Annotated in this window: 8 protein-coding genes; 7 read left to right on the top strand and 1 reads right to left on the bottom strand. The window is 68.1% G+C overall.

Going from position 1 to position 12,855, the window contains the following annotated elements; all coding sequences use genetic code 11:
• Positions 1-4 precede the first annotated feature (4 nt).
• The 7 genes from ASD15_RS30645 to ASD15_RS30615 all read left to right on the top strand — a co-directional run bounded on the left by ASD15_RS30645 (position 5) and on the right by ASD15_RS30615 (position 11,918).
• Positions 5-763, top strand: coding sequence for a 3-hydroxyacyl-CoA dehydrogenase (locus ASD15_RS30645; protein WP_057158857.1), 759 nt, complete (start codon positions 5-7; stop codon positions 761-763).
• A 72-nt stretch (positions 764-835) separates the two neighbouring features.
• Positions 836-2,599 carry a gamma-glutamyltransferase gene (gene ggt / locus ASD15_RS30640; RefSeq protein WP_057158856.1) on the top strand — a complete coding sequence of 588 codons (1,764 nt, stop codon included), beginning with the start codon at positions 836-838 and terminating at the stop codon, positions 2,597-2,599.
• Between the two features lie 18 nt (positions 2,600-2,617).
• Positions 2,618-3,787 (top strand): patatin-like phospholipase family protein, encoded by a 1,170-nt coding sequence (locus ASD15_RS30635; protein WP_057158855.1) that lies wholly within the window; start codon positions 2,618-2,620, stop codon positions 3,785-3,787.
• Positions 3,788-3,826: 39 nt separating this feature from the next.
• Positions 3,827-8,839, top strand: coding sequence for a two-component regulator propeller domain-containing protein (locus ASD15_RS30630; RefSeq protein WP_229418398.1), 5,013 nt, complete (start codon positions 3,827-3,829; stop codon positions 8,837-8,839).
• A gap of 102 nt (positions 8,840-8,941) precedes the next feature.
• Complete coding sequence (locus ASD15_RS30625; RefSeq protein ID WP_057158854.1) at positions 8,942-9,664, top strand: response regulator; 723 nt, start codon at positions 8,942-8,944, stop codon at positions 9,662-9,664.
• 90 nt (positions 9,665-9,754) lie between these two features.
• Complete coding sequence (locus tag ASD15_RS30620) at positions 9,755-11,410, top strand: AMP-binding protein (RefSeq protein ID WP_057158853.1); 1,656 nt, start codon at positions 9,755-9,757, stop codon at positions 11,408-11,410.
• A gap of 16 nt (positions 11,411-11,426) precedes the next feature.
• Positions 11,427-11,918 (top strand): MarR family winged helix-turn-helix transcriptional regulator, encoded by a 492-nt coding sequence (locus tag ASD15_RS30615; protein ID WP_057158852.1) that lies wholly within the window; start codon positions 11,427-11,429, stop codon positions 11,916-11,918.
• A gap of 34 nt (positions 11,919-11,952) precedes the next feature.
• On the opposite strand, the gene ASD15_RS30610 is transcribed toward ASD15_RS30615, so the two are convergent.
• On the bottom strand, positions 11,953-12,828 hold the full coding sequence (locus ASD15_RS30610) for a heparin lyase I family protein (protein WP_057158851.1): 876 nt from the start codon (positions 12,826-12,828) through the stop codon (positions 11,953-11,955).
• Between the last annotated feature and the right edge of the window lie 27 nt (positions 12,829-12,855).

Here is a 12,855-nt window from a genome sequence, read left to right as displayed (position 1 = left end):
AGACATGCAAATCAAGGACAACGTATTCATCATCACCGGCGGCGCGTCGGGCCTGGGCGCTTCGACCGCGCGCATGATCGTGGAAGCGGGCGGCAAGGTGGTGCTGGCGGACGTGCAGGCGGAAGCCGGCCAGGCGCTGGCGGCTGAACTGAAGGGCGTGTTCGTCAAGTGCGACGTCACATCGGAAGCGGACGGCAAGGCCGTGGTGGAAGCTGCCGCCGCACTGGGCACCCTGCGCGGCCTAATCAATTGCGCCGGCGTGGCGCCGGCCGTGAAAACCGTGGGCAAGGACGGCCCGCATCCGCTGGAGGTGTTCCAGCGCACCGTGAACATCAACCTGGTGGGCACCTTCAATATGTGCCGCCTGGCGGCGGACGCCATGGGCAAGACCGAGGCGGCTGAACACGGCGAGCGCGGCATCATCATCAACACCGCATCGGTGGCCGCGTACGACGGCCAGATCGGCCAGGCCGCCTACGGCGCCTCGAAGGCCGCCGTGGTCGGCCTGACCTTGCCGATGGCGCGCGACCTGTCGCGCAGCGGCATCCGCGTCATGACCATCGCCCCCGGCATCTTCGAAACCCCCATGCTGCTGGGCATGCCGGCCGAAGTGCAGGACGCGCTGGGCAAGATGGTGCCGTTCCCGCCGCGCCTCGGCAAGCCCTCCGAGTACGCGATGCTGGCCAAGTCCATCATCGAAAACGTCATGCTGAACGGCGAAACCATCCGCCTGGACGGCGCTATTCGCATGCAACCGAAATAAACTTCAGGTACGATGCTCCAGTCATCGGGCGCGCAGCCTTGGTTGCGCGCCCGATTTATTTTTGGAGCTTACATGATCAAGTTGCACGCGCTGGCCCTGGCCGCCTTTCCCGCACTGCTGGTGCCTTCCGTCCACGCGCAGGACCGCGCGCCCGAAATCGCCACCGGCTACAGTGAAAAAACCGGCGTCACCGCCGGGAAATTCATGGTGGCGGCAGCCAACCCGCACGCCACCAACGCCGGCTACGAGATACTGAGGCAGGGCGGCAGCGCGATCGACGCCGCCATCGCAACCCAGCTGGTGCTGACGCTGGTGGAGCCGCAATCGTCCGGTATCGGCGGCGGCGCCTTCGTGATGCACTTCGACGGCAAGCGCGTGCAGGCTTACGACGGCCGCGAAACCGCGCCGTCCGCCGCCACCGAAAAGCTGTTCCAGGATGCGAACGGCAAGCCGCTCTCGCGCGAAGCGGGCGTGGTGGGTGGCCGTTCCACCGGCGCCCCCGGCGTGCTGCGCATGCTGGAAATGGCGCACAAGGAGCACGGCAAACTGCCGTGGGCCACGCTGTTCGGCCCCGCCATCAAGCTGGCCGAGAACGGCTTTGCCGTCAGCCCGCGCCTGAACGGCCTGCTGACCTGGGACAAATACATCGTGCGCGACCCGGTGGCCGCCGCCTATTTCTACGACAAGGACAAGCAGCCCTGGCCGGTGGGCCATGTGCTGAGGAACCCCGAGCTGGCGCGCACCCTGCGCGAGGTGGCCAAGGGCGGCGCGGACGCCTTTTACCAGGGCCGCATCGCCGCCGACATCGCCGCCAAGGTGGCCTCGCACCCGACCAACCCCGGCCTGCTGACGGCTGCCGACATCGCCGATTACCGACCCAGGCAGCGCGATCCCGTGTGCGCCGACTACAAGGCATGGACCGTGTGCGGCATGCCGCCGCCGTCCTCGGGCGGCATTGCCATCGCCCAGATGCTGGGTGTGCTGGAGACCAAGGGCATCGAGCGCTACGCGCCGGTGAACGGCCAGCTGGGCGCGGATGCGATCCACCTGTTCACCGAGGCGGGCCGCCTGGCCTACGCCGACCGCGCGCGCTACCTGGCCGACACCGACTTCGTGCCGCTGCCGGGCAACGGCGCGGCGGCGCTGCTGGACAAGCATTACCTGCAGCAGCGCGCCGCCCTGATCGGCGAGCGCTCCATGGGACGCGCCAGCTTCGGCGTGCCGGACAGCGTGAAAGTGGCGTGGGGCGCGGACACCGCCATTGAAAGCCCGGCCACCTCGCACTTGTCGGTGGCCGACGCCTACGGCAACGTGATTTCCATGACCACCTCGGTGGAAGACGCCTTCGGCTCGCGCCAGATGGTGGATGGCTTCATCCTGAACAACCAGCTGACCGACTTCTCTTTCGATTCGGTGGACGAGAACGGCCCCATCGCCAACCGCGTGCAGCCGGGCAAGCGCCCGCGCAGCGCCATGTCGCCCACGCTGGTGTTCGACAAGGCCACCGGGAAGCTGGTGCTGTCGACCGGTTCGCCGGGCGGCTCGGCCATCATCAACTACGTGGCCAAGGTGCTGGTCGGCACCCTGGACTGGAAGCTGGACGTGCAGCAGGCCATCAGCCTGCCCAACTTCGGCAGCCGCAACGGCCCCACCGAGCTGGAAGCGGCACGGGTGTCGCCGGACGTGGTGGCGGCGCTCAAGGCGCGCGGCCACGAGGTGCGCCAGTATGAGCAGAATTCGGGCCTGCAGGGCATCATGCGCGTCACGCGCAACGGCAAGGAAGTGTGGTTCGGCGGCGCCGACCCGCGCCGCGAAGGCGTTGTGCGCGGCGACTGACCCTGCTACTCTTGACAAATGGGAATGAAAAAGAAAACAGGCCTGATCCTTTCCGGCGGCGGCGCGCGCGCCGCTTACCAGGTGGGAGTGCTGCAAGCGATTAACGCGATCCTGTGGGAAGAAGGCTGGCCGCCTTCACGCAATCCGTTCAACATCATCTGCGGTACCTCGGCCGGCGCCATCAACGCCACCGCGCTGGCCTGCCGCGCCGACAACTTCAGCGAAGGCGTGCAAAAGCTGCTCGACGTGTGGCTCAATTTTTCGGCCGAACAGGTCTACCGCGCCGATTCGCTGGGCGTGATCCGTTCCGGCGCGCGCTGGCTGTCGCTGCTGTCCTTCGGCTGGCTGCTGCGCAAATGGCGCGCCGCGCCGCCGCGCTCCCTGCTCGACAACACGCCGCTGGTCAGCCTGCTGCACCGCATGCTGGACCTGCCGCGCCTGGACATGGTGCTGCAGGAGGGCCTGCTGCACGCGCTGGCCGTCACCGCCTCGTCCTACACCGGCGGCCAGCACGTCACCTTTTTCCAGACCGCCGCCGAGATCGCGCCGTGGGTGCGCACCCAGCGCGTGGCCATGCAGGACCAGATCGGCGTCGAACACCTGCTGGCGTCGTCGGCGATTCCCTTCATCTTCCCGGCCACGCCGCTGTACCTGGGCGGCCAGCACGAATATTGCGGCGACGGTTCGATGCGCCAGCTGGCGCCGATCTCGCCGGCCATCCACCTGGGCGCCGACAAGGTGCTGGTGATCGGCGCAGGCCGCCTGCACGAGCCGGCCGCGCAGCGCACCGAGACGGCGCGCTATCCCAGCCTGGCGCAGATCGCCGGCCACGCGCTGTCCTCGATTTTCCTCGACAGCCTGGCGGTCGACATCGAGCGCCTGGAGCGCATCAACAAGACCTTGTCGCTGCTGCCGCCCGAGTACCTGGCGCAGACGCCGCTCAAGCCGGTGCAGCTGCTGGTGATCGCCCCGTCCGAGCGGCTGGACGATATCGCCAGCCGCCACATCGGCAGCTTGCCGGCGCCGATCCGCACCATGCTGTCGGGCATAGGCGCCACCGAAACACGCGGCTCCTCGCTGGCTTCCTACCTGCTGTTCGAATCCACGTATACTTGCGAGCTAATCCGGCTAGGCCAGCGCGACACGCATGCGCGCAAGGCCGATGTGCTGGCCTTCTTCAATAGCTAGGTCTGTTCCGTGCTGTCTTTCCGCCGTCTTCTCCGCCGAGTGCTCTGTCGGGCACTGCTCCCTGCCGCCGTGCTGGCCGGCGGCGTGCTGCCGGCCGTGCCGGCCGATGCCGCCGCGCCGCCGCGCACCTTGCGCTTCGAGCAGCTGGACGTGGAGGACGGCCTGGCGCAGGAATCGGTGCTGGCGGTGGCGCAGGACCAGCAGGGCTTCATGTGGTTCGGCAGCCAGGCCGGCTTGAGCCGCTACGACGGCGCCCGCATCATCACTTACCGCAATTCGGTGTCCGATCCGCGCAGCCTGGCCGACAACTGGGTGCGCGTGCTGCACATGGACCGCACCGGCCGCATGTGGATCGGCACCGACGGCGGCCTGGACCGTTACGAGCCGCTGACGCAGAGTTTCACGCATTTTCCGCCCAGCGAGCCGGCCAAGCGCGGCAACGGCAACCGCCACGTGCGCGCCATCGTCGACGACGGCAAGGGCGGCCTGTGGATCGGCACCTCGGACGGGCTGCAGCATTTCGATCCGGCCAGCGGCCGCTACACCTATTGGCACCACGACGCCGCGCTGCCGGGCAGCCTGGGCAGCGACCAGGTCAACGCGCTGGCGCGCGACGCCGACGGCCGCCTGTGGGTCGGCACGGCCGCCGGCCTGGACCTGCTGGAGCCGGGCGCGCAGGCGTTCCGCCACTTCAAGGTGGAGGCGGCGCCGGACACGCGCTTCGAGGCGGTGCTGTCGCTGTTCGCGGACAAGGACCACACGCTGTGGATAGGCACCATGGCCGGCATCGAGCAATGGAAGCTGGCGGCCGGGGCCGACACGCCGCAGCGGCGCCGCCTGGGCGAGAAGGAGGGCCTCAAGCCGGGCGTGGTGACGGTCATCTACCAGGACCGCGACGGCACGCTGTGGGCCGGCAGCCAGACCGAGGGCCTGTTCCGCTGGCGCCCGGCCGAGCGCCGCTTCGTGCAGTACCGGCACCAGGTGACGGACCCGCACAGCCTGGCCGACAACTATGTGTCGGCGCTGTTCCGCGACCGCCTGGGCACCATGTGGGTGGGCACCTGGTACAGCGGCGTGAGCCGGGTCGACCTGGGCAGCGGCGGCTTCGCGCGCCTGGTGCACGACGCCGAGCGTCCCCGCTCGCTGAGCGACAACAAGGTGCGCGCCATCGTCGATGCCGGCGGCGGCAAGCTCTGGCTGGGCAACAACGACGGCTTGACGCTGTACGATCCGATCGGCGGCGAAGGCCAGGTGTTCCGCGACCCGGCGCCCGATTTCGCCGACGTGCGCGATCCGCAGGTGATCTCGCTGTGGAAGGACAGGAACGGCAGCGCGCTGTGGGTGGGCGGACGCAACGGCCTGCGCCGCTTCGACACCGAGACCCGCCGCTACCAGCGGGTGCGCGCCTGGCCCAGCGACCCCGATGGCGACAACGTGCGCAACATCATGGGCGACCGCAGCGGCGTGCTGTGGGTGGCCACGCGCGGCGGCCTGCATAGCTACGACCCGAAGACCGGCGCCGCCAAAACCTACCGCCACGACCCGGCCGACAGCAACAGCCTGGCCGACAACGTGGTGCGGCCCCTGCTGGAGGACCGGCGCGGCGCGCTGTGGGTGGGCACCTTCAACGGCCTGGATTTGCTGGACCGGCAGACCGGCCGCTTCCGCCACTTCCATCACAACCCGAAAGACCCCACGTCGCTCAGCCACGACGAGGTGCACTACCTGTACGAGGACAAGCAGGGCGTGATCTGGGTCGGCACGGCGGGCGGCTTGAACCGCATGGAGCAGGCCGCCGACGGCACGGTGCGCTTCAAGCGCTACCAGCGCAAGGACGGCATGGCCGACGACGCGGTGGCCGCCATCCTGGACGACGGGCAGGGCAACCTGTGGCTGAGCACCAATACCGGCATCACACGCCTGACGGTGCAGACCGGCCAGATGCGCAACTACGCCGGCGCCGACGGCACCATCGAGGGCGCTTATTTCGACGGCGCGGCGCTGCGCGCGCCGGACGGCACCATGTACTTCGGCGGTTTCAACGGCGTGACCGCGTTCGCGCCGTCCGAGATCCGCGAGAACAGCGTGGCACCCACGGTGGCCATCACCGATTTCCAGATCTTCAACAAGTCCGTCAAGGCCGGCCAGGACGGCGCAGCGAGCGTGCTCAAAAGCGCCATCGAGCACACCGCCGCGCTGACCCTGCGCGAAGAGGACTCGGTGTTCTCGCTGGAGTTCGCGGCGCTGCACTACGCCGCCCCGCAGCGCAACCGCTACGCCTACCAGCTGCTGGGCTTCGACCAGGACTGGGTGGTGACCGACGCCGCCAAGCGCTTCGCCACCTACACCAACCTTGATCCGGGCCGCTACGTGTTCCGCGTGAAGGCTGCCAACAAGGACGGCATCTGGAACGACAACGCGGCCACGCTGGAAATCACCATCCTGCCGCCGCCGTGGAAAACCTGGTGGTTCCGCGGCGGCGTGGCGCTGCTGCTGCTGGGCAGCGCCTACGGCGTGTACCGCGTGCGCATGCGCCAGCTGCGCGGCCAGAAGACGCGCCTGGAGCAGCAGGTGGGCCTGCGCACGGCCGAAGTGGAGCTGAAGAACCAGCTGCTGCAGCAGCAGAAGACGGAACTGGAACGGCGCCGAGTGGAAGCGGAGGCGCAGCGCGCCGAGGCCGAGCAGCGCCGCATGGACGCCGAACGCCAGAAGCAGGAAGTGGAGCTGCAGAAAGAGGCGGTGGAGCAGGCGCACCGCAACATCTCGGTGCTCAGCGAGATCGGGCGCGAGATGAGCGCCACGCTGGACATCGAGAAAGCCATGCGCACGCTGTACCGCCACGTGCGCCACCTGATGGATACCCACATGTTCGGGGTCGGCTTCTACCGCGAGGAAGAGGGCATCCTGGAATTCCCGTTCTCGATGGAGCGCGGGGTGCGCAGCCTGCCTTACAGCCGCGACGTGCACGACCCGGACCAGCTGGCCGTGTGGTGCTGGTACCAGCGCAACGATATCTTCATCAACGACTTCTTCGCCGAGTACAGCCGCTACATGGGGCCGGCCGGCCTGGAAAAGCTCAAGCCGGTGCCGCTGGCCGACGGCACCGAGCCCGATTACGCGCAGTCCATGCTGTACACGCCGCTGATCGTCAATGACCGCGTGGTGGGCGTGCTGTCGGTGCAGAGCAAGGAAAAGAACGCCTACCGCCAGGTGCACCTGGACATGCTGCAGACGCTGGCCGCGCATGCGGCCGTGTCGCTGGATAATGCGCTGGCCTACCAGCGCCTGGAGGAAACGCTGCAGGAGCTGCGCGAAACGCAGGGCGAACTGATGCAGCAGCAGGCCAAGGTGCGGCTGCACACCGAGGAACTGGCGCTGGCCAACCGCGCCTTGCAGGACAACGAGGAGCGCCTGCGCTACGCCAAGCAGAAGGCGGAGGACGCCACGCGCCAGAAGTCCGAATTCCTGGCCAATATGAGCCACGAGATGCGCACGCCGCTGGCCGGCGTGATCGGCATGCAGGGCTTCGCGCTGCGCGATCCGACCTTGCAGGACGCCACCCGCGAGCAGATCGAACGGGCGCAGGTGAACGCCCAGGCGCTGCTGGGCATCATCAACGACCTGCTGGATTTCTCCAAGATCGAGGCGGGCAAGCTGACCATCGAGAATATCGACTTCGCGCTGGGCGCCATGGTGCAGAATGTGGCCGCGCTGTTCGGCGAGCAGGCCGCCGCCTACAGCGTCGGCTTCGAGGTGGAGCTGGACGACGACTTGCCGCTGTACGTGCTGGGCGATCCCACCCGCTTGCGCCAGGTGCTGGTGAACCTGGTGGGCAACGCCTTCAAGTTCACCCAGCGCGGCGAAGTGCGGCTGCGGGTGGAGCTGTTGCGGGAGCAGCGATCCGCCGGCCCGGCCTTAACGGCCGCCGGCGCCAACCTGATCCGCTTCACGGTGGAGGACACCGGCATCGGCATCCCGGCCGACGCCATGCCGCGCCTGTTCCAGAAGTTCGAGCAGGCCGACACCACCACCACGCGCCGCTACGGCGGCACCGGCCTGGGACTGGCGATCTGCCGCCAGCTGGTGGAGCTGATGGGCGGCGAGATCCGCGTGGCCAGCACGCCCGGCGTGGGCAGCGTGTTTACCTTCGAGCTGCCGTTGGCCGACGGCGTGGCGCCGCCGGTGGTGGTGCACATGCCGCGCGAGCCGCACAGCCACCAGCTGCGGGTGCTGTGCGCGGAAGACTTCCCCACCAACCAGATCATCATCCGCATGATGCTGGAGGAACTGGGCCACAAGGTCGACATCGCCGCCAACGGCCTGCTGGCGGTGGCGGCCTGCGCGCGCACGCGCTACGACCTGATTTTGATGGACGGCCGCATGCCTGAGATGGACGGCCCCACGGCCACGCGCCTGATCCGCGAGGGCGGCCCGGACGGCGCGCCGGTGCGCGACCAGGAACTGATGATCATCGCGCTCACCGCCAACGCCAGCGAGGAAGACCGCAGCCGCTACCTGGCGGCCGGCATGGACGATTTCCTGACCAAGCCGATCGACGAGGCGGCGCTGCATTACCAGCTTAGCCGCGCCATCGAGCGCCAGCTGCAGCGCGGCATCGCGCTGCCGCGCATGGCGCCGCGCGCGCCCAGCGTGGACGAACTGGACGCCATGTTCGGCGTGCCGGCGGCGCCGGTCGCACCGTCGGTGCCGGCCCTGCAGGGCGCGGCGCGCGGACATGATGACGATCCCTTGAAGGCGCGCCTGCGCGCGGCCTTCCTGGCGGACTTGCCGGCGCGCCTGGTGGACCTGGACGACGCCATCCAGGCCGGCGACGCCGACGGCGCGGCGCGCCTGTTCCACGGCATGAAGGGCAGCGCGGCCTACCTGGACGAACCGGAGCTGCGCGATCTGTGCGGCGAACTGGAACAGTGCGCCGACCGCGCCGCGTGGGACGATGTCGGCGGGCAGATGCCGCAACTGCGCGCGCTGCTGGCGGGACTGGCCGGAACCAGCGGCATCGCCGGTATTGCCGGACTGACACAACCGGACTGACAGGGGCGGTCTTATCGGGTATATTGACGCCAGTGCCACAGAACGGCCACACTGACTGACAGCGCGCATCGGAACGGATGCGGCGGGGCACTGGAGAGTTACATGAAAGTTTTGGTAGTGGACGACGACGTGGTGTCGCGCATGGTGCTGATGCACCTGATCGACAGCTGCGGAAAATTCGACATCGTGGAAGCGGAGGATGGGGCGGATGCCTGGCAGCAGCTGGAAAACGGCCTGCGGCCCGCGATCGTCTTTTGCGACCTGCGCATGCCGCGCCTGTCGGGCATGGAATTGCTGCAGCGCGTCAAAGGCGACCATGCACTGACTTCCGTGCCTTTCGTGCTGGTCTCCTCGGCCACCGACAAGGAAACCGTACAGCAGGCCACCAAGGCCGGCGCGGCCGGCTACATCGTCAAGCCCTTCCAGGCCGACCAGGTGCGCATCCACCTCACCGCCTTCCTCGACCAGGCCGCCAGCGGCTATGAGCACCTGGCCGAAGCGCCTTCCGCCACCCAGCTGCGGCTCGGCATCAACGCCGACCGCCTGCTGGTCTACCTGACCGGCTTCCAGAACCAGCTCACCGTGGCCAGCGGCGAACTGGACGCGCTGTTCGCGCGCGGCGAGCAGCAGGAGGCGCAAACCCGTATCGACCGCCTGCACGCGGGTTGCGTCACGCTGGGCCTGAACGGTGCGGCGGCAGCGCTGAAAAGTTTCGCTCCCGGCTTCCTGTCCAGCGACGCGGTGCAAGCCGTGCTGTCGGACGTGATCCGCGCCGTCATCCACCAGTCGGCGCTGGTGCGCAAGTCCATCGGCGGCGGCAACTGAATCCATTTGAATCCGCTTGTTCCCAGGATAGTTCAGGTTTAAAGTAAGCCTGACAGGCTGACTTGAACCGACCATCCATCCGGGGCGACCATGAACAGACCCAACGCCGCACCCTCAGCGGGGCTTAACGCCAGCGCACACGAAGACACTTTCGCGCGCGACCACCTGCCAGCGCCGGCGCTGTGGCCCGAGCTGCGCTTCGACCTTCCCGAACTGGCTTACCCTGAACGCTTGAACTGCGTGGCCGAACTGCTGGACCGCGCCGTGGCGGCCGGGGAGGGCGGGCGCACCGCCGTCCGCTTCGCCGGCGGGAGCTGGAGTTACGCCCATCTGCTGGAGCAGGTGGACCGCATCGCCCACGTGCTGCGCGGCCCCATGGGCCTGAAGACCGGCAACCGCGTGCTGCTGCGCGGGGCGAACAATCCGATGATGGCGGCTGCCGTGCTGGCGGTGCTGAAGGCCGGACTGGTGGCGGTGCCCACCATGCCGCTGCTGCGCGCGCGCGAACTGGGCGCCATCATGGCCAAGGCGGCGGTCAACGCCGTGTTGTGCGCCGACGGCCTGCGCGCCGAACTGGAAGCGGCGCCCGGCCTGCCAGCCAGCGTGGTGTGGTTCAACGCCGATGCCGATGCCGATGCCGATGCCGATGCCGCCTCGCTGGAAGCGCTGATGGCGCGCCAGCCGGCCCGCTTCGACGCCTGCGATACGGCAGCCGACGACATCTGCCTGATCAGCTTTACTTCCGGGACCACCGGCGTCCCCAAGGGCACCATGCACTTCCACCGCGATGTGCTGGCCATTTGCGACTGCTTTCCGCGTTCGGTGCTGCGCTCGCAGCGCGGCGACACCTTCATCGGCACGCCGCCGCTGGCCTTTACCTTCGGCCTGGGCGGCCTGCTGCTGTTCCCTTTGCGGGTCGGCGCGGCCACCGTGCTGCTCGAAAAGCTGACGCCGGAAACGCTGCTGCAGGCGATCGCGCAATACCGCGCCACCGTGTGCTTCACCGCACCGACCTTCTACCGCCAGATGGCGCCGCTGGCCGCCGGCTACGACCTCTCCAGCCTGGCGAAATCCGTGTCGGCCGGCGAGGCGCTGCCGCTGGCCACGCGCGAAGCGTGGCAGCAGGCCACCGGCCTGCGCATGATAGACGGCATCGGCGCCACCGAGATGCTGCATATCTTCATTTCGGCGGCGGACGACGACATCCGTCCCGGCGCCACCGGCAAGCCGGTGCCGGGCTATCAGGCCTGCATCCTGGACCGCGACGGCAATCCAGTGGGGCCCGGCGTGACCGGGCGCCTGGCAGTGAAAGGGCCGACCGGCTGCCGCTACCTGGCCGACGAACGCCAGCGCGACTATGTCCACCAGGGCTGGAACCTTACCGGCGACGCCTATGAAATGGATGCGGACGGCTATTTCTTCTACCGCTCCCGCACCGACGACATGATCATCTCGGCCGGCTACAACATCGCCGGGCCGGAGGTGGAGGATGCGCTGCTGCGCCACCCGGCGGTGGCCGAATGCGGCGTGGTCGGCAAGCCGGACCAGGAGCGCGGCCAGATCGTGCAGGCGCACGTGGTGCTCAAGCCCGGCCACGAGGCCTCGCCGCAACTGGCGGCCGAACTGCAGGAGTTCGTGAAAGGGCAGATCGCGCCGTACAAATATCCGCGCGCCATCGAATTCCTGCCCGCCTTGCCGCGCACTGAAACGGGCAAGCTGCAGCGCTTCAAGCTGCGCGCAATGTAAGTGAACAAGGATACCTATGCCACTATCGGACCACCCTGACCACGACCTGGACCTGGCCAGCCGCCTGACGCAGGACCACCACCAGTCGCTCAAGCTGTGGCTGCGCATGCTCTCATGCACGGTGAAGATCGAAAACGAAATCCGCAGCCGCCTGCGCGCCACCTTCGGCATCACCCTGCCGCGCTTCGATTTGATGGCGCAGCTGGAGCGCCATCCGGATGGCATGCGCATGGGCGAACTGTCCAAGCGCATGATGGTCACCGGCGGCAATATCACCGGCATCACCGACCAGCTGGAGCAGGAAAGGCTGGTGGTGCGCGTGCCCGATCCGAAGGACGGCCGCGCCTACAGCGTCAAGCTCACGCCGGAGGGCCGCAGCGCCTTCGCCGACATGGCCGCGGTGCATGAAGGCTGGGTGGCTGAACTGCTGCAGCCGATGTCCGCCGACGACAAGGGCCAGTTGATCGAACTGCTGTCGCAGATGAAGCGCCACCTGAACGCGCCCTAGGGCCGGCCTCGTTTCCGGTGCTTCGGCGCTGGCATCAGCCGGCGCACGGCGTGCGCGCGTACAGCTCCTCCATGGTACTGTCGGCCGCGCCGATGTGGACGAAGTCCGTGTACACGTGGCGCGACGCGACGTGCATGGTGCCCGGCTGGTAGAGGCCGGTCTTGGGGAAATTGCCCAGCTCGTTGGCGTAGTGGCTGCTCAGGTTGTTGGTGGCGTAGGCTGGCTCGCCGTTCATCCACAACTGCAGCGCGCCGGTGCCCAGTCTGTGCTGCCAGTCGGCACGCACCACGAAGCAGTACCACTGCCCCAGCCGCAGCTTGTCCAGCACCACGGTCTTGACGGAGGCGTTGGCCCGGGTGGGGACGGTGGTGTCGGTCGCATTGCGGTGGTTGGCCGTGGTGTGCAGCCGCAGCAGCCCGTCGCTCGCCTCCAGCGCCATGGGCGGCGGGCCGGCGAACACGCCTTTGGCGCTGTTCAACTGGAATACCACAACCGGCCGGCCCGGCTCGGATTCTGTGACCCAATCCGTTGGAAAATACACACTGGCCGCGTACCAGCGCACGCCCTGGCGCATATACTCGTAGGTGGGTACAACCTCGGTGCGCTTGGCGCCGGCACTGTCGGGGTCGGTATTTCGCAGCACCATATGGAACACGTTGCGGCGGCCGTTGGCCGGGTCCGGCACCAAGGTGACGTTGGATAAATTGCCTGCGTTGAGCGTGTAGAAGCGGTCGAAGCGGCGCAGGCTGGCCCCGGCGTTGCGGTTGATTTCATCTTGCACGCCGCCCTTGGGCGGCAGCGGCAGCGGGGTGGCTTCCATGGTGTCGATCTCCCCGCCCAGGCCCGCTATGAGCTGGGCGGATGCGGGCAGGGCGGCGCTGAGCATCAGCGCTACGGCGATAAAACGCATGCGAGGGTCTCCATTTGGATGGGCCCG

The organism is Massilia sp. Root351 (genome assembly GCF_001425045.1).
In the GTDB taxonomy this organism is placed as follows: Bacteria; Pseudomonadota; Gammaproteobacteria; order Burkholderiales; family Burkholderiaceae_D; genus Rugamonas.
The sequence above is the reverse complement of the archived record's forward strand: the minus strand, read 5'-3'. Positions and strand labels throughout refer to the sequence as shown.

Bases quoted from the DNA above. Each gene is read 5' to 3' on its own strand.
- ASD15_RS30645 (WP_057158857.1), top strand. From the start codon at position 5: ATGCAAATCAAGGACAACGTATTCATCATCACCGGCGGCGCGTCGGGC.
- ggt (WP_057158856.1), top strand. From the start codon at position 836: ATGATCAAGTTGCACGCGCTGGCCCTGGCCGCCTTTCCCGCACTGCTG.
- ASD15_RS30635 (WP_057158855.1), top strand. From the start codon at position 2,618: ATGGGAATGAAAAAGAAAACAGGCCTGATCCTTTCCGGCGGCGGCGCG.
- ASD15_RS30625 (WP_057158854.1), top strand. From the start codon at position 8,942: ATGAAAGTTTTGGTAGTGGACGACGACGTGGTGTCGCGCATGGTGCTG.
- ASD15_RS30620 (WP_057158853.1), top strand. From the start codon at position 9,755: ATGAACAGACCCAACGCCGCACCCTCAGCGGGGCTTAACGCCAGCGCA.
- ASD15_RS30615 (WP_057158852.1), top strand. From the start codon at position 11,427: ATGCCACTATCGGACCACCCTGACCACGACCTGGACCTGGCCAGCCGC.
- ASD15_RS30610 (WP_057158851.1), bottom strand. From the start codon at position 12,828: ATGCGTTTTATCGCCGTAGCGCTGATGCTCAGCGCCGCCCTGCCCGCA.